The following is a 17,938-nucleotide window of genomic DNA, read 5'->3' on the forward strand; positions in this document are numbered from 1 at the left end:
TGAGGGATGCACCGGATCACGGTCGCCCCCGGCATCCGCCTGGCCGTACACGAGCAGGGCACCGGAATTCCGGTGCTGCTGGTGCACGCGTGGGGTGAGACGCACCGCAGCTTCGACCGGCTCCTACCGCGACTGCCCGCCACGACGCGCCTGATCGTCCCTGACCAACGCGGCGTCGGTGACAGCAGCAAGCCCCCCGGTGGCTACGACGTCGGGACCCTCGGCCACGATCTGGTCCACCTCCTCGATGCCCTCGAGATCGAGCGTTGTTGGCTGGTCGGCACCTCCAGTGGCGGGTACCTCGCGCAGCAGGTGGCGGTCACCAACCCAGAGCGCGTGCTCGGCCTGGTCCTGGTGGGCGCGCCCGGCGACCTGAGTGCCGTCGATGCGAGTGGCCTCACCGACCTCCTCACCCACCTCAGCGAACCGCTGACCGACGACGACGTGGCGAGCCTGCTGGGCGCCTTCACCTTCCACACGCCGGTTCCCGAGTCGTTCCTCCAGAGCCAGCGCACCGCCGTCGCGGGGATCCCCCGCCGCGTATGGCTGGCCTCGTTCGAAGGCCTGATCTCCGCGACCCCGCCACTGGAGCGCGGTTCCATCACCGTGCCGACGCTGATCCTCTGGGGAGCGGACGACGACGTGCTGCCCCGCGAGCAGGCAACCCTTCTGCGTGCCGCGATCCCTGGAAGCCGGCTCGTGATCTATCCCGACACCGGCCATCTCGTGCTCTGGGAGCAACCGAGCCGGGTCGCTGCAGACATCGTCGAGTTCATTGCCGGTCACGCGGACGGCTGTGGGTGACGGCCCGCAAGGGTGCCGCGTCGCCCGCAGAACGCATAGTGTCGGAAGTAGGACGCCACCTGTCGTGGCGGGTGACTACCTCCAGACCAAGGGAGAGCATCGTGACCATCGATCCTGTCGCCGTGGGCGGTCCCGGTCTGCCGCAGAGACGCCGCGTCCTCACCGAGATCCCCGGCCCAGCCTCGCTCGCCCTCCACGCGCGAAAGACCGAGGCGGTGCCGGCCGGGATCGGCACCACACTCCCTGTCTACGTGGCCGCCGCCGGGGGCGGCGTGCTCCTGGACGTGGACGGCAACTCGTTGATCGACCTGGGCTCGGGCATCGCGGTCGTCACCGTCGGCAACAGCGCACCCCGCGTCGTGGATGCGGTCACAAGCCAGGCCGCAGCATTCACGCACACCTGCTTCATGGTCACGCCCTATGCCGGGTACGTCGAGGTCGCCGAGGCGCTGAACCGGATCACGCCGGGAGACCACGCCAAGCAGACCGTGTTGTTCAACTCGGGCGCCGAGGCCGTCGAGAACGCGGTCAAGATCGCCCGCGCCCACACCGGAAGGAACGCCGTCGTCGTGTTCGACCACGCCTACCACGGCCGCACCAACCTGACGATGGCGATGACCGCCAAGAACATGCCCTACAAGCAGGGCTTCGGGCCGTTCGCTCCGGAGGTCTACCGCGCACCGATGTCCTACCCGTTCCGTGACGGCGGAGCGGACGGCCCCGCCGCCGCCCAGCGGGCCATCGACGTGATCGAGAAGCAGGTCGGAGCGGCCAACCTGGCGGCTGTCGTGATCGAGCCCATCCAGGGCGAGGGCGGCTTCGTCGTCCCAGCGCCCGGGTTCCTTCCGGCACTGGTCGCGTGGTGCCGCGCCAACGACGTGGTCTTCGTCGCCGACGAGGTGCAGACCGGGTTCGCCCGCACCGGCACGATGTTCGCCATCGAGCATGAGGGTCTCGTCCCCGACCTCATCGCCACCGCCAAGGGCATCGCCGGTGGGCTGCCACTGAGCGCCGTCACCGGGCGTGCCGCCATCATGAATGCGGCCCACGTCGGCGGCCTCGGCGGTACCTACGGCGGCAATCCGCTCGCCTGCGCTGCCGCGCTCGCCGTCCTGGGCACCATCGAGGCCGACGAGCTCCTGGAACGGGCTCGCAGCATCGGTGAGATGCTCATCGAGCGGCTGACCGCGCTCCAGCGGGACGATCCCCGGATCGGCGAGGTGCGCGGACGCGGCGCCATGGTCGCCATCGAGCTGGTCCACCCGGGGGGCACCGAACCCGACGCGGAGCTGGCCAAGGCCGTCGCCGCCGCGGCTGCGGCGCAGGGAGTGGTCGTCCTGACCTGCGGCACCTACGGGAACGTGCTCCGCCTGCTGCCGCCGCTGGCCATCCCCGATGCTCTGCTGGCCGAGGCGTGTGACGTACTGGCGGACGTCTTCACGGCATTGAGCTAGGACAGGTCGGCCAGCACTTCGCGTGCCGCCCGCTCCCCGGCGTCGACCGCACCCTCCATGTAGCCGCTCCACACGAGCGCGGTCTCGGTGGCGGCCCACTTGATCGGCCCGACCGGCGTGGCGAGCGCGTCACCGAAGTGGATCCAGCCGCACGGCCCCGGGTTGGCGTTGTAGCAGCCGCGGGTCCACTCCTTGTCCGCCCAGCCGCCTTCCACGATGAGCTCCGGGCGGCCCGCCCGGGGACCGAAGTGGCGCGCGAGCTCGTCGCGGAAGGCCTCCTGGCGCTGCGCAGCCGGCCACCTGCCCTCGATCCGGGCGCTCTCCCCCTCGAGGAAGCCGAGGATGATGCCGGGACCGCCGGTCTCCTCGGGCATGCACGAGTCGTTCGACATCCGGGCCGGGCCCACGCTCGAGATGAGCTGGGCGTTGAGCCCGTCCGCACGCCAGAACGGCTCGTCGTACACGGCGAACATCTTGTGTGCCGACGCCTGCGGCATCCGCTGGGTCAGCTGGTCCCGCTTCGCCGGCAGAGGCGGGTCGTACATGATCCGGCCGGCGAGCGTCGGGGCGAGCGCGACCACCACCTGACGCCCGCGAGCAACCAGTCCACCGCGACAGGTGACGGTCACCGAGTCGGCGGAGTGCTCGATGCTCAGGACCGGAGAATCGAGCTCCACCCGATCTCCCAGGAGCTCGGCGAGCCTCTGCGGAATCAAGGCTGTGCCGCCGACGAATCGCCTCGTCTGCGCACCCCCTTCCGACTCCGACAGCAGGTCGGCCGTCACCCCGCAGGTGACCACGTTGACGAGCAGTCCGAGCAACGACACCTCCACGGTCGGAACGGCGAGAATGCCGACGGTGCAGATGTCCAGGAGCTCTCGGCCAAGGGGCGACAGGCCCTGAGCGTCGTACCACTGACCGACCGAGATCCGATCCCACTCCTCAGCGTCCGGCGCGGCCCAGGGCTCGGCCACCGAGACGCTGGCAGCCATCCGGTCCAGCTCACGCAACACCCGGTCCACGGCGGCCAGGTCGTCGTCGTACTTGCGGTGGAACGCCGCGCCCCGCAGCACCTCCCCTGCGAACTCGTACGACGTCTCGCCCTCCTCGAACTGGGGATAGAGCCCGATCCCGAGCTCCTCAGCGAGTGCAGCCATCCGGTGATGGGTGTCGCCGATCCATTGCGCGCCCAGCTCGAGGAACACGCCGGGCAGCGGCTCCTCGGTCAGGATGCGGCCACCTACCCGATCGCTGGCCTCGAGGACCAGCGGCTCGAAGCCCGCGCGCAGTACCGCTCGTGCGGCGGTGAGTCCGGACAGCCCGGCTCCGACCACGATCACATCGACGTCACGTTGCACGCTGCCCCCCTAGGAGTCGAAGCCCAGTCCGAACCGGTCGAGCGTGCGCAACCACAGGTTGCGGCGGCCCTCGTGCAGGTCCGCCCGCTCGATCGACCACTTGGTCGCCATGATCGAGGCGTAGCGCAACGGCTCAGGCGGGAAGGGCAGCGGCTTGCTGCGCACGAAGTCCAACCGGGTCCGCTCGGAGTCGACGCCGTCGACCAGATCCAGCAGCACCTGCGCCCCGAACCGGGTCGAGGCGACCCCGAGTCCGGTGTACCCGGCGACGTAGGCCAGCCGGCCGCCGTAGGCCTGGCCCCAGAAGGAGGTGAACCGCGTGCACGCGTCGATCGCACCTGCCCAGCGGTGCGTGAACGACAGGCCCTCCAACTGGGGAAAGGTCTCGAAGAACTGTTCGGCAAGGAGCCGATACGTCGCCGGACGGTGCTCGTACTCCGCACGCACCCGGCTGCCGTAGTGGTAGACGGCGTCGTAGCCGCCCCACAGGATCCGGTCGTCGGCGGTGAGCCGGTAGTAGTGGAACTGGTTCGCCGAGTCGGCCAACCCCTGGCGCCCCCGCCAGCCCACCGACGCCAGCTGCGCCGCCGACAACGGCTCGGTCACCAGCACGTAGTCGTAGACCGGGGCGACGTAGTGCCGCAGCCGCCTGAGCAGGCCGGTGAAGACGTTGGTTCCCAGCACCACCTTCGGTGCGCGCACCGAGCCGTACGCCGTCCGCAGCCGCAGGTGCGCACCGTCCTTCGCGATCCCGGTCGCCTCGGTGTGCTCGTGGATCCGGACGCCCAGGTCGAGGCAGGCACGCCGCAGGCCCCAGGCCAGCTTGCCGGGGTGGACCATCGCGACGCCGTCGGGGTCGCGCATCCCGCCGACGTAGGTCGGTGAGTCGACGCAGTCGCGGGCCTGGTCCTGGTCGAGGAACTCGACGTTCCCACCGTGGTCGCGAATCTGCCCGACGAGTACCCGCAGCTCCTTGACCTGCCAGGGGGCCACCGCGAAGTCGATCTCCCCGGTGCGCTCGAACTCGGCATCGATCCCGTGCCGATGCAGGGTGTCCTCGATCCCGTCGAGGTTGGCCCGGCCCATCCGCTGGAGCACGTCGAACTCACCCGAGAACCGGTCCAGGCCGTTGGCCTCGCCGTGGGTCAGGCTGGCAGCGCAGAACCCGCCGTTGCGCCCGGAGGCGGCCCAGCCGACCGTCTGCGCCTCCAGCAGCACGACGTCGCGGGCCGGGTCTGCCTCCTTGGCCAAGAGCGCTGCCCACAGGCCCGTGTAGCCGCCGCCGACGACCACCAGATCCGCTGCGAGATCGCCCACCAGCATCGGCTCCGCTGCGGGCGCCGCCGGATCGTCGAGCCAGAAGACCATCGGCTCGGCGTGGGCTAGGGCGGTGACGGCGGGGCGCGACACATTGATCATCGTAGGACGCGCAGAGGATCGCGGCAGATTTTCCCCATTTGGGGGCTATCGTCGGTGGGCACCCACGCCCCTACAGTCGTAGGTATGTCAACGTCAGCGCGTGAGGAGCCTGCAGCCCAGGACACCGGATCGGACAAGGGGCTCAGCGGCAACACGCTGAGCTTCGCTGGCACCCTCGTCATCGGTCTCGCGTCGGTCGCTCCGGCGTACTCCCTGGCCGCGACGCTGGGCTACGTGGTGATCGCCACCGGGGTGCTCGCACCCGTGGCCGTCATCCTCGGCTTCATCCCGATGCTGTTGACGGCCTTCGCCTATCGCGAGCTCAACAAGGTGATCCCGGACTGCGGCACGACCTTCACCTGGGTGACCAAGGCCTTCGGGCCGCGCACCGGCTGGTTCTCGGGTTGGGTGCTGGCGATGGCCGGGATCATCGTGCTCGCCAACCTGGCCCAGGTCGCTGCGCAGTACACCTTCCTGCTGTTCAACGCCGACGACCTGGCCGACAGCACCTTCTGGGTGACCTTCCTCGGCGTGGTGTTCATCGCGACGATGACCTGGGTCTCCTACCGCGGCATCGAGATCGCCAACTGGTTGCAGAACGTGCTGGTCGGCATCCAGTACGTCGCCCTCGCGATCCTGGTGGTGGTCGCGTTCATCGCCATCTTCGGCAGTGACTGGCCCGACACCTCGATCGACATCTCGGCGTCGTGGTTCAACCCGTGGGAGTTCTTCGCCGACGGCGGAGGCGGCTGGGCAGCTCTCACCGAGGGCATGCTGCTGATGATCTTCATCTACTGGGGCTGGGACACGATCCTGTCGCTCAACGAGGAGACCAAGGACAAGGGCCGTACCCCCGGCCGCGCGGCGATCGCCGCGACCCTGATCCTGCTGGCGACCTACCTGCTCACCACGCTCGCCGCCGTCTCCTACGCGGGCGTCGGCACCACCGGCATCGGACTCGGCAACGAGGCGAACGCCGACGACGTGTTCAGTGCCATCGGCCAACCGGTGCTGGGTGACTGGGACTGGATCGTCCTGCTCGCCGTCCTGGTCTCGGCGGTCGCCTCGACCCAGACCACGATCCTGCCGGCGGCCCGCGGCACCCTGGCCATGGGCGTCTATCGCGCGATCCAGTCCCAGTTCGCCAAGGTGCACCCGCGCTTCGCGACCCCATCGTTCTCGACCTTCGCGATCGGCGCCACGGCGATCGCGATCTACGTCGGGCTCAGCCTGATGGGCGAGAACGTGTACGGCGACGTGCTGCTCGCCATCGGCCTGATGATCGCCTTCTACTACGGCATCACCGCGTACGCGTGCGTGTGGTATTTCCGCTCCGACATCCTCAAGGGTGGCAAGGACCTCTGGATCAAGGGGATCCTGCCGCTGACGGGGGCTCTGATCCTCACCTTCGCGTTCATCAAGAGCGCCAAGGACATGCTCGCCGCCGACTACGGCTACGTCGGCGCCTGGACCGTTCCCGGTCTGGGCTGGGAGATCGGGAGCGTGTTCCTCTTCGGGATGGGCACCATCCTCCTCGGGCTCCCGGTGATGTTCCTGCTGGCGCGGCGCTCCGAGCAGAAGCCGTTCTTCCACGGTGACACGCTGCACCACGACACGCCGGTCAAGGCGCCGGAGTGATCAGCCCTCGAAGCCGTGATGCACCATCACGTGCTTGATCCTGGTGTAGTCCTCGAGTCCGTACATCGAGAGGTCCTTGCCGTACCCGGAGTGCTTGAAGCCGCCGTGCGGCATCTCGGCGGCCAGCGGGATGTGGGTGTTGACCCAGACGCAGCCGAAGTCGAGGCGCGCCGACATCCGCGCAGCGGTGCCGACGTCCGAGGTCCACACCGAGGAGGACAACCCGTAGGCGGTGCCGTTCGCCATCCGCACGGCCTCATCCTCGTCGCGGAACTTCTGGACGGTGATCACCGGACCGAACACCTCGGTCTGGATCAGCTCGTCGTCCTGGCGCAGGTCGGCGATGACGGTCGGCTCGAAGAAGTAGCCCGCGCGCGCGACCCGGCTGCCGCCGGTGGCGACCCGGGCATGCGACGGCGTCCGGTCCACCAGCCCACCGATGTGGGCCAGTTGGTTCGCGTTGTTGATCGGGCCGAAGAGGATCTCCTCGTCGGCCGGGTCGTACCCGGTCCGGGTCGCGGCCGCTGCCTTCGTGAGCGCCGCGGTGAACTCCTCGTACACGCCCGCCTGGACGATCACACGGGTGGCTGCCGTGCAGTCCTGGCCCGCGTTGAAGAGTCCGGCCACGGAGATGCCCTCGACGGCAGCGGCGATGTCCACGTCGTCGAAGACGACGACCGGCGCCTTGCCACCCAGCTCGAGGTGGGCGCGCTTCAGGTCGCCCGCGGCCGCGGTGGCGACTGCCATGCCAGCCCGCGTGGACCCGGTGATCGAGACCAGCTGGGGCACCTTGTGCGCGGTCAGCGCCGCCCCGGTGTCGCGATCGCCACAGACCAGATTGCAGACGCCGGGTGGGAAGATCTCCTGCATCCTCTCCACCATCCAGTACGACGACGCCGGGGTCGTGTCCGACGGCTTCAGGACCACGGTGCATCCCGCCGCAAGCGCTGGGGCGAACTTCCAGACCGCCATCATCATCGGGTAGTTCCACGGCGCGACCTGGGCGACAGGCCCCACCGGCTCGCGCCGGATCGAGGAGGTGAGGCCCTTGAGGTACTCCCCCGAGGACCGGCCCTCCAGCACCCGGGCGGCTCCGGCGAAGAACCGGATCTGGTCGACCATCGGCGGGAGCTCCTCCGACATCGTCAGCGACATCGGCTTCCCGGTGTTCTCCGACTCGATGGCGACCAGCTCGTCGGCGTTCTCCTCGATCACGTCGGCCAGCTTGAGGAGCGCGCGCTGCCGCTCACTCGGGGTCGTCCAGCGCCAGCTCTCGAACGCGGCGGCCGAGGCCTGGCAGGCCAGATCGACATCGTGCTCATCGGAGTTCGGGGCCATGGCGTACGCCGCACCCGTGGTGGGGTTGATGACGTCCATCATCGCGCCCGAGGAGGACTCCGCGACCTTCCCGTTGATGATGTTGTGGAAGACCTTCTGCTCCGCCATGGCTACTCCCTCATCGGTTCTGTTGCGCACGGGCCGATCTCGATTCAGGCTAGGCCGAAGCGAGGAGCGCGTCGAGAGGAAGCAGACATGCCGCAGCATCCGCTTGAGCCGTTGACCGAGGATGAGTTCCGCCAGGTCGCTGCCGTACTCCGGCGCGACCGGGGTGTCGGAGAGGGCTGGCGCTATGCGGGCGTCGAGCTGCTAGAGCCGGCCAAGGCGGAGCTCAAGGCGTGGCGCGCCGGCGACCCGGTCCCCCGCTCGGCCTTCGCCGTCCTGTGGAACCGGGCCGACAACCAGGCCTACGAGGCAGCCGTCGATCTGGTGGCGGACGCCGTCACCTCGTGGACGCACGTCCCCGGCGCCACCCCCAACTTCACCGTCGACGAGTGGCACGACTGCGACGTGGCGATGCGCGAGCACCCCGAGGTGATCGCGGCGCTCGCGGAGCGCGGGATCACCGACATGAGTCTGGTCCTGATCGATGCGTGGACGTACGGCGGCGCGTTGATGCCCGAGCAGTGGCGCGATCGGCGCCTGGGCTGGTGCGACATCTGGTCGCGCGCCACCCCTGAGGGCAACCCCTATGCGCACCCGGTGCCCGGGCTGAAGCTGATCGTGGACATGAACACCAATGAGCTGCTCCAGATCGACCAGGGCCCCAATCCCGGCATGCCGGCGGTGGATGCCGAGTACGCCCCCGGCCCGTGGAAGGGCACGCTCCGCACGGATCTGAAGCCGCTGGAGATCACCCAGCCCGACGGCGTCTCGTTCACCCTCGACGGCACCGCGCTGACCTGGCAGAGGTGGTCGATGCGGCTGGGCTTCAACTTCCGCGAGGGCCTGACCATCCACCAGGTGGCCTACGACGGCCGCGAGATCGCGCACCGGCTGTCGTTCGCCGAGATGGTCGTCCCCTACCGGGACCCGTCCTGGGAGCACCACCGGCGCACGGCGTACGACATCGGCGAATGGGGCCTCGGCTTCATGACCACCTCCCTCGAGTTGGGGTGCGACTGCCTCGGTGAGATCCGGTACGTCGACGCGGTGCTGCACGACTCCCTCGGCGAGCCGTACGTCATCAAGAACGCGCTCTGCCTGCATGAGGAGGACAACGCCGTGCTCTGGAAGCACGTCGACGGTCACACCGGCGCCGAGGTCCGCCGGATGCGGCGGATGGTGGTCTCCTTCCATGCCACGGTCGCGAACTACGAGTACATCGTCTACTGGCGCTTCTACCAGGACGGCAACATCGAGTGCGAGGTCCGCGCGACCGGGATCATGGTGACCACGCCCTACGACGAGGCCGACGGGGCTCCCGCGACCGGGACCGTCGTCGACCGAGGCACCTACGCACCGTTCCACCAGCACTTCCTGGTGGCCCGACTCGACCTCGACATCGACGGGGACGGCAACACGGTGATGGAGGTCGACTCCGAGGCGCTGCCGGTCTCTGCCGACAACCCGTACGGCCTCGCGGTGGTCACGAAGGCAACGCCGGTCCGCAGCGAGGCAGAGGCTGGGCGTGACTTCGACTGGCATCGCCAGCGCTCGTGGAAGGTCACCAACCCCAACAGGACGAACCGCCACGGCGCCCACCCGAGCTACAAGCTGGTGCCCAGCGCATCGATCCCCGCGCTGATGGATCCGGACACGGTGCAGTTCCTGCGTGCACCGGTCATCGGCCACACGCTGTGGGTGACGCGCCACCACGAGGGCGAGCGCTGGCCGGCGGGCGACTACCCGACGCAGTCCACCACCGACACCGGGATGAGCCGGTGGATCGCCGACGACGAATCCCTGGAGAACACCGATGTCGTGCTCTGGTACGTCTTCGGCATCCACCACATCACCCGGGTCGAGGACTGGCCGGTGATGCCCGCGGACACGGTGTCGTTCTGGCTCAAGCCGTTCGGCTTCTTCGACCAGAACCCATCGATCGACGTCGCTCCCGCCGCGGCAACGGCAGGTGGTTGTTGCGGCGACGACTGCCACTGCGGTCACTGAGCCGCACCGTCGTCACCCCTGGTCGGAGCCGCTCCTCGTCAGCCGCACGACGCACTCCACGTGGTGCGTCATCGGGAAGAGGTCGAACGACGCCAGGTCGGTGACCCTCCAGCCGAGCTCGCCGAAGATCTTGAGGTCGCGGGCTAGGGCGGCCGGGTCACACGCCACGTAGACGACGGTGCGCGGGTCCAGAGCGGCGACGGCCTCCACGACCGCGCGCTTGGCACCCTCGCGCGGCGGATCGAGGACGACCACATCGGCGCCGCTCACCGTGCCGGCCCCCAGCACCTCGTCGACGGAGCCGGTGAGCACCCGGACCCGGTCGAGGTCGGCCAGGTTCTCGCGAGCGTGCCCGCAGGCGCTGCGGCTGCCCTCGACCAGGGTCACCGCACCGCTCGCACCGGCCTGTGCGCCGAGGAAGCCGGAGAAGAGTCCGACTCCCGAGTAGAGGTCGACGACCCGGTCGCCAGGGCGGACCTCGGCGTACGCGGTGACCTGGTCGACCAACGCCGTCGGGGCACCGGGGTGGACCTGCCAGAAGCCGTCGCCCTCGACCTCGAACGCGCGCTCCCCTGCAGCGGCTCGCACCCGCTCGATGATCACGGTCCCGCGCGACTGGGAGGCCACCCGGGCATCCGGAGCCGCGATCAGGCAGTCGTCGACCGGCACCACCCGACGTGAGCGGTGCGCCCGCATCCCCTGGTGACCATCCGGTGTGCGCGCGTACTCCACCCGGGTCCGCCAGCGCAGACCGTCCTGGTCGCCCGGCACGGGCTGCACCACCAGGTCGGCCACCAGCGGGTCGGCCGGATCGAAGCCGCCGAGGCGGACCAGCTGCTCGCGGACGACGTCCGCCTTGAGCCGGCGCTGCGCCCCGAGCTCGACGTGCTGGAAGTCGCAGCCTCCGCAGCCGCCCGGACCAGCGACCAGGCACGGCGCATCCACCCGGTCCGCGGACGGCGTCAACACCTGCACGGCGTCCGCGCGCAGGAAGCGGTCGCCCTCGGTGCCCTCGGTGATCTGGATCTCGACCAGCTCGCCGGGCAGCGCATGCCGGACGAAGGCGACCCGGTCGCCGAGCTCGGCGATCCGCCCGACGCAGTGTCCGCCATGGGCCACCGCCCCGATCTGGACCTGGTAGCGGCGGCCGACCAGGGAAGCACCCCGGGCCTTGCGCTCGCGGGTGGTGCGGGCCATCAATCCTCCTGGCGGTAGCCGCGCCGGTCCGGAACCGACGGCGCACCACGGCGCACGTCACCGGCCAGCACGCGGCGGCGGCCACGCTCGGCACGTGCCAAGGCGACCTTCGACGAACTCAGCTGATAGGGAACCGACGTCACCATGACGCCGGGGGTGAAGAGCAGACGCCCCTTGAGACGCAAGGCGGTCTGGTTGTGCAGCAACTGCTCCCACCAGTGCCCGACAACGTACTCGGGGATGTAGACCGCGACGACACCGCGGGGGTTCGCCTGGCGGATCTCTGTGGCGTACTCCACGACCGGGCGGACCAGCTCGCGGTAGGGCGAGTACAGCACCTTGAGCGGGACGTCGAGTCCCCGCCGGTCCCACTCGTCGACGATCTGGTCGGCCTCACGCTGATCCGCACTGACGTAGATCGCCTCCAGCACGTTCGGCCGGGTCGCCTTGGCGAAGGCGAGCGCGCGCAGGGTGGGCTTGTGCAGCTTGGAGACCAGCACGATGGCGTGCACCCGGGTCGGCAGCACCTTGTCCGAGTCGTCCGCCGAGAGCTCGTCGGCGACCCGGTCGTAGTGCTTGCGGATGCCGCGCATGATCAGGAAGAAGATGCCCATCGCCAGCAGGGTGATCCAGGCGCCGGCCAGGAACTTGGTGACCAGCACGACCACCAGGACGGTGCCGGTGAAGGCCAGGCCGACCGTGTTGATCACCCGTGAGCGCTGCATGTGACGGCGTGCGGCCGGGTTCTTCTCGGTGTCGAGGTGGCGGGTCCAGTGCCGGATCATGCCCAGCTGGGAGAGCGTGAAGGAGATGAAGACGCCGACGATGTAGAGCTGGATCAGCCGCGTCACCTGGGCGTCGAACACCCAGATCAGGGCCACCGCCATCACCGCGAGGAAGACGATCCCGTTGCTGTAGGCGAGCCGGTCGCCGCGGGAGGCGAGAGCACGGGGTGCGTAGCGGTCCTTGGCCAGGATCGAGCCGAGCACCGGGAAGCCGTTGAACGCGGTGTTCGCAGCCAGCACCAGCACCACGCCGGTGCAGATCACCACGAAGTAGAAGCCCGGCGGGAAGCCGTCGAAGATCGCCTTGGCGAGCTGGGCGATCACCGTGTGCTGGTCGAAGTCGTCGCCGACCGGCGAGCCGTCCGCGTTGCGCAGCCGGTCGAGGTGGTGCGGATCGACGTAGCGCAGGCCCATCTGCCGGGCCAGGGTGATCACGCTGAGCATCATCGTGATCGCGATCAGGCCGAGCAGCAGCAGCGTCGTCGCGGCGTTCTTCGACTTCGGGCGCCGGAAGGCCGGCACGCCGTTGGAGATCGCCTCGACGCCGGTCAGCGCGGCACAGCCGGACGAGAAGGCCCGTGCCAGCAGGAAGATCAGGCCGATCGTGGTGAGCTCCTGCTCGTAGCCCGGGGACGGCTCGATCTGCAGGCCGGCGCTCTCGACCTGGCCGAGGCCGCCGGTCATCCACTGGAAGAAGCCGAAGCCGAACATCACGCCGAGACCGACGATGAATCCGTAGGTGGGGATCGCGAAGAAGGTTCCCGACTCCCGCACACCGCGCAGGTTGAGCGCGGTCAGCACGCCGACCAACAGGATCGCGAAGGTCGCCTCATGCCCGGAGACGGCGGGGATCGCCGCGGCGGCGTACTGGGCGCCCGAGGAGATCGAGACCGCCACCGTCAACACGTAGTCGACCAGCAGGGCCGCACCCACCGTCATGCCGGCATTGGCACCCAGGTTGACCTTGGCCACCTCGTAGTCGCCGCCGCCGCTCGGGTAGGCGTGCACGGTCTGCCGGTAGGAGGCCACCACGGCCGCCATCACGACGGCGACGGCGATGCCGATCTTCCACGACCAGGCGTAGGTGCTCGCACCGGCCAGCGCCAGCATGATGAAGATCTCGTCCGGTGCATACGCCACCGACGACAACGCGTCGCTGGCGAAGACCGGCAGCGCAATGCGCTTGGGGAGAAGCGTCTCCCCCAACTGCGAGCTGCGGAGCTTGCGCCCCAGCAGGATTCGCTTCGATACGTCACCGACACCCACGAGGAGTCAGGCTAGTCCAGACCGCGCCAGAACGCTCGCTGCGGTAGCGTCAGCCTCGTGCATGTCGTGATCATGGGCTGCGGCCGCGTCGGCTCCACCCTTGCCCGCGGTCTCGAGGACCGCAACCACACCGTCTCCGTCATCGACCACAATGCCGAGGCCTTCCGGCGTCTCGGCCCCTCCTTCAACGGTGACAAGATCACCGGCGAGGGCTTCGACCAGGCGGTGTTGAACAAGGCGGGCATCACCCGTGCCGACGCCTTCGCCGCCGTCTCCAGCGGCGACAACTCCAACATCATCGCGGCCCGGGTGGCCCGCGAGACGTTCGGCATCTCCAACGTCGTGGCCCGGATCTACGACCCGGGCCGCGCCGAGGTCTACCAGCGTCTCGGCATCACCACGGTGGCCACCGTCAAGTGGACCGCCGACCAGGTGCTGCGCCGCCTCCTGCCCGCTGGCGCCGAGCCGACCTTCCGGGACCCGTCCGGCACCATCCGGCTCGACCAGGTGAGCATCACCGAGAGCTGGATCGGCCACCGCACCATCGACCTGCAGGAGCAGGCGAAGGTCCGCATCGCCTGGATCGACCGCCTCGGCGAGGGCCTCCTGCCCACCCGCGAGTCGGTGCTCCAGGAGGGCGACATCCTGCATCTGGTGATGCGAGAAGAGAATGCCGCTGCCGCCTACCGGGTGGTCCAGCGCGGACCGCAGGAGGACTGAGATGCGCGTTGCCATCGCCGGCGCCGGGGCCGTCGGGCGCTCGATCGCCCGAGAGCTGATCGTCAACGGACACGACGTCCTGCTGATCGACAAGGCCGCGGACGCCATCCGCCCCGAGCAGGTGCCCGACGCCGAATGGCTGCTCGCCGACTCCTGTGAGCTGTCCTCGCTGGAGGAGGCCCGCCTGCAGCAGTGCGACGTGGTGATCGCCGCGACCGGTGACGACAAGGTCAACCTGGTCACCTCGCTGCTCGCGAAGACCGAGTTCGGCGTGCCCCGCACCGTCGGCCGGGTCAACCATCCCGACAACGAGTGGCTCTTCACCGAGGCGTGGGGCGTCGACGTCAACGTGTCGACGCCGCGGATCATGTCCGCGCTGGTCGAGGAGGCGGTCTCGGTCGGTGACCTGGTCCGGCTCTTCACCTTCCGCAAGGGCAACGCGAACCTGGTCGAGATGGTGCTTCCCGAGGACTCGCCCTACGTGGGCACCCCGGCCGGCCTGATCCCGTGGCCGGAGAACTGCTCGCTGGTCACCATCCTGCGTGACGGCCAGGTCTATCCCCCGGACGGCGAGCAGCCGATCGAGTCCGGCGACGAGCTGATGTTCGTGGTCGGCGCCGAGGTCGAGGAAGAGCTCGAGCAGATGCTGGCGCCCCGCGCCGATCGCGGCTAGCGCGCGGTGGCGTCGTCCTCGTCGACGTCGTCGGCGGGGGCGCTGAGCTTCTGCGCAGCCGCCTCCGCCTGCTCGGCCGACATCGGCGTGGAGTCCCGCGCCAACAGCCACACCATGGCCGCGAGCGCCGCCAGCTGCAGCGGCCAGCCCATTGCGATCTTGGCGATGCCGAGCGCCGCGATGGCGGTGTCGGGACTCATCTCGCCGCTCTTGCCCAGCACGTAGAAGGGCGTCTGCACGACCACTCGCGCCAGACAGGGCAGGACCAGAAGCCAGGTCAACCGGTTGCAGAGCTTGAGGATCTGCGGGTCCTTGCGCCACGCGGTGAGGTCGCCGGTGACGCTGCCGACCATGAAGCCGACCAGCGGCCAGCGGATGATGCTGGAGAACGCCAGCCCGACCGTGTACGCGGCGTTGTAGAGCAGGCCCGGCAGGAAGTAGGCGAGCGCCTGGTCGTTGGCGTCTCCCCCGGCCTTCGCGGCCCGCAGGGCGAAGGCGGCGCCGATCCCGATGCCGATCAGCGCGTTGATGCAGAACTGCGGAGAGGAGCGCTGGGCCAGTCGCACGATCAGCGCGCCGACGGCGGTCACCAGGCTCACCGTCAAGGCGAGGCGCAGGTCCTTGGTAGCCAGGAAGGTGAAGGTGAACATCACCGTCGGCACGGCCGCCTCGAGCATGCCGCGCCGACCGCCGAGCGCCTTGGAGAGCTGCTGGCGGACGACGGCCTCGACCGTCTGCCCGGTCGGGTGGTGCGGGTCCCCCGGGATCACACCGGCGCTGTCGTCGGTCATGGCAGCAGCTCGTAGCGCGGGTTGTAGATCACCCGTACATTCTCCTGCACGCCGATCCGCCCGCGCACGGAGATGGAGCGACCGGCCGCCACGCCCGCGATCCGGCGACGGCCGAGCCAGACCAGGGTGACCACCCCGGTCCCGTCATAGAGCTCGGCCTCCAGTGCCGGGACTCCGCCACGGGGGCGCAACGTCACCGACCGCAGCGTGCCGGCCAGCGTGACCTGCTCGCGGTCGGGCGCCTCGGCGACGCTGACCTGCCCGGGACGGGCATAGGTCTTGCGGAGGTCGCGCGCATGCTGATCGGTGCTGTTGGCCCAGCTGCTGATCCGACGCCGCAGTCGGCTGCGGTGCGGGCGATCCTCCTGCACGATCACTCCTCGGTCGGGGAGACCCGTCGGGCCTGGGCCGGCAGGTTCACCGGCAACGCGTCGCCGGGAGCCATCGGGCCGTCGCCGCGGCGCACCACGATGTTGCGCACCGCGGACTCCCACGGCTCGGCCGCCTCGACCTGCATCGCCGGAAGGCCCAGGTAGGTGGCGCGCAGGAACCAGCGCGGCCCGTTGAAGCCGACCACGCGGCTGGGCTGGGTGCCGGTACGACCGTCAGGCGTCTGCACGGTCATCTCGCAGTAGAGCTCCGTGCCCTGGCTGCCCTCACGCTCGGTGGCGGTGCCGCCCTGGCGCGCCATCTCCGCGGCCATCTGCTTGCGCACGTCACCCCACAGGTCGCCGTCCTTGGGGGCGGCGAAGGCGCGGATCTCGACAGCGCCCTGTTCGTCGGCCAGCAGCACGCTCTGGACGACGCCGTCCGACTCGCTGACCTGCAGCCGGAGCTCGAGTCCGTCCGCGGGGGCCAGCAGCATGCCGCCCAGGTCGACCCGGCCGATGCCGTCGTTCTCCACGTCGACCTCGGCGATGTCTCGGGGGCCGTCAGGTGCGGCTGCCTCGGGAGTCTCCGCAGCGGCCTCGGACCCGGCGGTGGTCGCCACGTCGTCCGTGGGCCGGCTCTCCGCCTTGGCCTTGCGTCCAAACTTCACCGTGTACTCCTCTGTGCCTCTGCTCCGGCGAACCCGCCGGTGGAACCGTAGCCCCCTGCTCCACGCGCCGAGTCATCGAGGCTGTCGGTCTCGACGAAGGTGGCATGCTCGTACCGCTGGATGACCAGCTGCGCGATCCGGTCGCCGCGCGCGAGCACGATCGGCGCCTCGCGGTCGGTGTTGAGCAGCAGGACCTTGACCTCGCCGCGATAGCCCGAGTCGATGGTGCCCGGCGCGTTGACGATGGAGAGTCCGTGCCTGGCGGCCAGCCCCGAGCGCGGGTGCACCAGGCCGACGAAGCCCGGCGGAAGGGCCAGCGCGATGCCGGTCGGCACCAGCCTCCGCTCCCCCGGCTCCAAGGTCACGTCGACGGTCGTCATCAGGTCGGCACCGGCGTCACCGGGGTGCGCGTAGCCGGGCAGGGGAAGGTCGGGATCGAGCCGGCGCACCAGCACCTGGACCGTTGTTGCGGACATGATCGAGACCCTACCTGCGCCCGGTTGCGGACCGAATGGGAAACTCACTGCGTGGAGTACGTCGAGCGACTGACCGTCCCCCTGCGCTGGTGGGCACAGGGGACGATGATGGTGGCCAGCTTCTGGCTGGCGGTGGCCGTCGTCGACGCCCTGTCCGGCCTGGCCGTCCTGGCGATCACCCTGATCGTGGCACTGGTGGTGGGCGGCGGCCTGCTGTCCTACGGCGCCGCACGGATCGAGGTGAACGACCGCGAGCTGCGCGCCGGGCGTGCACACATCGCACGCGAGCACGTCGGCACCGCGACGCCGCTGGACGCCGAGCAGAGCCACCGCGCGGCGGGCGTCGACGCCGACGCACGCGCCTTCCTGGTGCTGCGCCCCTACCTCAAGCGTGCGGTGCGCGTGGAGATCACCGATCCCCAGGACCCCACGCCCTACTGGCTGATCTCGACCCGCCACCCCAAGCGGCTGGCCCGGGCGCTCAACTCCTGACGGTGCGCACTCCGCTCACCGTAGGCTTGCCTCGACGCAGTCGACGAACGGAGGAGGAACCGATGGCAGAGAGCTCGAAGCTCTGGTCCTCGATGTCCCTGGTGACGGCGCTGATCAGCGCCGCAGCCGCGAAGAAGGCTCTGAACACCGGCTGGAAGGCGGCCACCGGCAAGGAGCCGCCGAGCAACCCCGCCGACCCGGACGTCGACCTCTGGGAAGCGGTGGCCTGGGCGGCGCTCAGCGGCACCTTCATCGCGCTGATCAAGATGCTCGCCTCGCGTCGCGCGGCGACCTACTACAAGAAGTCGACCGGCCACCTGCCGCCCAACCTGCAGGCCGACAACCCGGGCGACCTGGCCGGCCACGCCGGCTGACC

The 17,938-nt window shown here is 69.7% G+C and carries 17 protein-coding genes; 8 read left to right on the plus strand and 9 right to left on the minus strand.

What is annotated here, in order from left to right; translation table 11 throughout:
- Nucleotides 1-6: 6 nt before the first annotated feature.
- A complete protein-coding gene (locus tag ABD151_RS02635; RefSeq protein ID WP_343991049.1) occupies nucleotides 7-804 on the plus strand; it encodes an alpha/beta fold hydrolase in 798 nt (265 codons plus the stop codon).
- A gap of 101 nt (nucleotides 805-905) precedes the next feature.
- Nucleotides 906-2,258 (plus strand): 4-aminobutyrate--2-oxoglutarate transaminase, encoded by a 1,353-nt coding sequence (gene gabT / locus ABD151_RS02640; protein ID WP_343991051.1) that lies wholly within the window; start codon nucleotides 906-908, stop codon nucleotides 2,256-2,258.
- Here gabT and ABD151_RS02645 read toward each other — a convergent pair.
- Nucleotides 2,255-3,616, minus strand: coding sequence for a flavin monoamine oxidase family protein (locus ABD151_RS02645; protein ID WP_343991053.1), 1,362 nt, complete (start codon nucleotides 3,614-3,616; stop codon nucleotides 2,255-2,257). The genes gabT and ABD151_RS02645 overlap by 4 nt on opposite strands.
- A 9-nt stretch (nucleotides 3,617-3,625) precedes the next feature.
- Nucleotides 3,626-5,035 (minus strand): NAD(P)/FAD-dependent oxidoreductase, encoded by a 1,410-nt coding sequence (locus ABD151_RS02650; protein ID WP_415629837.1) that lies wholly within the window; start codon nucleotides 5,033-5,035, stop codon nucleotides 3,626-3,628.
- An 84-nt stretch (nucleotides 5,036-5,119) separates the two neighbouring features.
- Between ABD151_RS02650 and ABD151_RS02655 the strand changes: the two genes are divergently transcribed.
- Nucleotides 5,120-6,673: an APC family permease gene (locus ABD151_RS02655; protein ID WP_343991057.1), complete on the plus strand. Its 1,554-nt coding sequence runs from the start codon at nucleotides 5,120-5,122 to the stop codon at nucleotides 6,671-6,673.
- On the opposite strand, the gene ABD151_RS02660 is transcribed toward ABD151_RS02655, so the two are convergent.
- Nucleotides 6,674-8,119, minus strand: a complete 1,446-nt coding sequence (locus ABD151_RS02660) for an aminobutyraldehyde dehydrogenase (protein ID WP_343991060.1) — start codon at nucleotides 8,117-8,119, stop codon at nucleotides 6,674-6,676. It lies immediately after the preceding gene.
- 87 nt (nucleotides 8,120-8,206) lie between these two features.
- Here ABD151_RS02660 and ABD151_RS02665 point away from each other — a divergent pair, with 87 nt between their 5' ends.
- A complete protein-coding gene (locus ABD151_RS02665; protein ID WP_343991062.1) occupies nucleotides 8,207-10,123 on the plus strand; it encodes a primary-amine oxidase in 1,917 nt (638 codons plus the stop codon).
- Between the two features lie 12 nt (nucleotides 10,124-10,135).
- On the opposite strand, the gene ABD151_RS02670 is transcribed toward ABD151_RS02665, so the two are convergent.
- Nucleotides 10,136-11,320, minus strand: coding sequence for a class I SAM-dependent RNA methyltransferase (locus ABD151_RS02670; protein ID WP_343991064.1), 1,185 nt, complete (start codon nucleotides 11,318-11,320; stop codon nucleotides 10,136-10,138).
- The gene (locus tag ABD151_RS02675; RefSeq protein ID WP_343991066.1) at nucleotides 11,320-13,371 is read right to left on the minus strand and encodes an APC family permease; all 2,052 of its coding nucleotides are present in this window, start codon (nucleotides 13,369-13,371) and stop codon (nucleotides 11,320-11,322) included. Before ABD151_RS02675 ends, ABD151_RS02670 begins: the two co-directional genes overlap by 1 nt.
- 57 nt (nucleotides 13,372-13,428) lie before the next feature.
- Here ABD151_RS02675 and ABD151_RS02680 point away from each other — a divergent pair, with 57 nt between their 5' ends.
- Complete coding sequence (locus ABD151_RS02680) at nucleotides 13,429-14,091, plus strand: potassium channel family protein (RefSeq protein WP_343991068.1); 663 nt, start codon at nucleotides 13,429-13,431, stop codon at nucleotides 14,089-14,091.
- A gap of 1 nt (nucleotide 14,092) precedes the next feature.
- Nucleotides 14,093-14,764 carry a potassium channel family protein gene (locus tag ABD151_RS02685; RefSeq protein WP_343991070.1) on the plus strand — a complete coding sequence of 224 codons (672 nt, stop codon included), beginning with the start codon at nucleotides 14,093-14,095 and terminating at the stop codon, nucleotides 14,762-14,764.
- Here ABD151_RS02685 and ABD151_RS02690 read toward each other — a convergent pair.
- Genes ABD151_RS02690 through dut form a run of 4 tightly spaced genes read right to left on the minus strand, consistent with a single transcriptional unit; the run spans nucleotide 14,761 to nucleotide 17,070 of the window.
- Complete coding sequence (locus tag ABD151_RS02690) at nucleotides 14,761-15,555, minus strand: DUF3159 domain-containing protein (protein ID WP_343991072.1); 795 nt, start codon at nucleotides 15,553-15,555, stop codon at nucleotides 14,761-14,763. The genes ABD151_RS02685 and ABD151_RS02690 overlap by 4 nt on opposite strands.
- The gene (locus ABD151_RS02695) at nucleotides 15,552-15,926 is read right to left on the minus strand and encodes an OB-fold nucleic acid binding domain-containing protein (protein ID WP_343991074.1); all 375 of its coding nucleotides are present in this window, start codon (nucleotides 15,924-15,926) and stop codon (nucleotides 15,552-15,554) included. Before ABD151_RS02695 ends, ABD151_RS02690 begins: the two co-directional genes overlap by 4 nt.
- A 2-nt stretch (nucleotides 15,927-15,928) precedes the next feature.
- Nucleotides 15,929-16,594 carry a DUF3710 domain-containing protein gene (locus tag ABD151_RS02700; protein ID WP_343991076.1) on the minus strand — a complete coding sequence of 222 codons (666 nt, stop codon included), beginning with the start codon at nucleotides 16,592-16,594 and terminating at the stop codon, nucleotides 15,929-15,931.
- Complete coding sequence (dut, locus tag ABD151_RS02705; protein ID WP_343991078.1) at nucleotides 16,591-17,070, minus strand: dUTP diphosphatase; 480 nt, start codon at nucleotides 17,068-17,070, stop codon at nucleotides 16,591-16,593. The genes ABD151_RS02700 and dut overlap by 4 nt, the downstream gene beginning before the upstream one ends.
- A 51-nt stretch (nucleotides 17,071-17,121) precedes the next feature.
- On the opposite strand from dut, the gene ABD151_RS02710 reads away from it, so the two are divergent.
- The gene (locus ABD151_RS02710) at nucleotides 17,122-17,562 is read left to right on the plus strand and encodes a DUF3093 domain-containing protein (RefSeq protein ID WP_343991080.1); all 441 of its coding nucleotides are present in this window, start codon (nucleotides 17,122-17,124) and stop codon (nucleotides 17,560-17,562) included.
- 62 nt (nucleotides 17,563-17,624) lie between these two features.
- Nucleotides 17,625-17,936 (plus strand): DUF4235 domain-containing protein, encoded by a 312-nt coding sequence (locus ABD151_RS02715; RefSeq protein ID WP_343991082.1) that lies wholly within the window; start codon nucleotides 17,625-17,627, stop codon nucleotides 17,934-17,936.
- Nucleotides 17,937-17,938: the final 2 nt, after the last annotated feature.

This window comes from Nocardioides dubius, assembly GCF_039528155.1.
GTDB classification, from domain to species: Bacteria; Actinomycetota; Actinomycetes; order Propionibacteriales; family Nocardioidaceae; genus Nocardioides; species Nocardioides dubius.

Bases quoted from the DNA above. Each gene is read 5' to 3' on its own strand.
- ABD151_RS02635 (WP_343991049.1), top strand. From the start codon at position 7: ATGCACCGGATCACGGTCGCCCCCGGCATCCGCCTGGCCGTACACGAG.
- ABD151_RS02650 (WP_415629837.1), bottom strand. From the start codon at position 5,035: ATGATCAATGTGTCGCGCCCCGCCGTCACCGCCCTAGCCCACGCCGAG.
- ABD151_RS02655 (WP_343991057.1), top strand. From the start codon at position 5,120: ATGTCAACGTCAGCGCGTGAGGAGCCTGCAGCCCAGGACACCGGATCG.
- ABD151_RS02660 (WP_343991060.1), bottom strand. From the start codon at position 8,119: ATGGCGGAGCAGAAGGTCTTCCACAACATCATCAACGGGAAGGTCGCG.
- ABD151_RS02665 (WP_343991062.1), top strand. From the start codon at position 8,207: ATGCCGCAGCATCCGCTTGAGCCGTTGACCGAGGATGAGTTCCGCCAG.
- ABD151_RS02670 (WP_343991064.1), bottom strand. From the start codon at position 11,320: ATGGCCCGCACCACCCGCGAGCGCAAGGCCCGGGGTGCTTCCCTGGTC.
- ABD151_RS02685 (WP_343991070.1), top strand. From the start codon at position 14,093: ATGCGCGTTGCCATCGCCGGCGCCGGGGCCGTCGGGCGCTCGATCGCC.
- ABD151_RS02690 (WP_343991072.1), bottom strand. From the start codon at position 15,555: ATGACCGACGACAGCGCCGGTGTGATCCCGGGGGACCCGCACCACCCG.
- dut (WP_343991078.1), bottom strand. From the start codon at position 17,070: ATGTCCGCAACAACGGTCCAGGTGCTGGTGCGCCGGCTCGATCCCGAC.
- ABD151_RS02715 (WP_343991082.1), top strand. From the start codon at position 17,625: ATGGCAGAGAGCTCGAAGCTCTGGTCCTCGATGTCCCTGGTGACGGCG.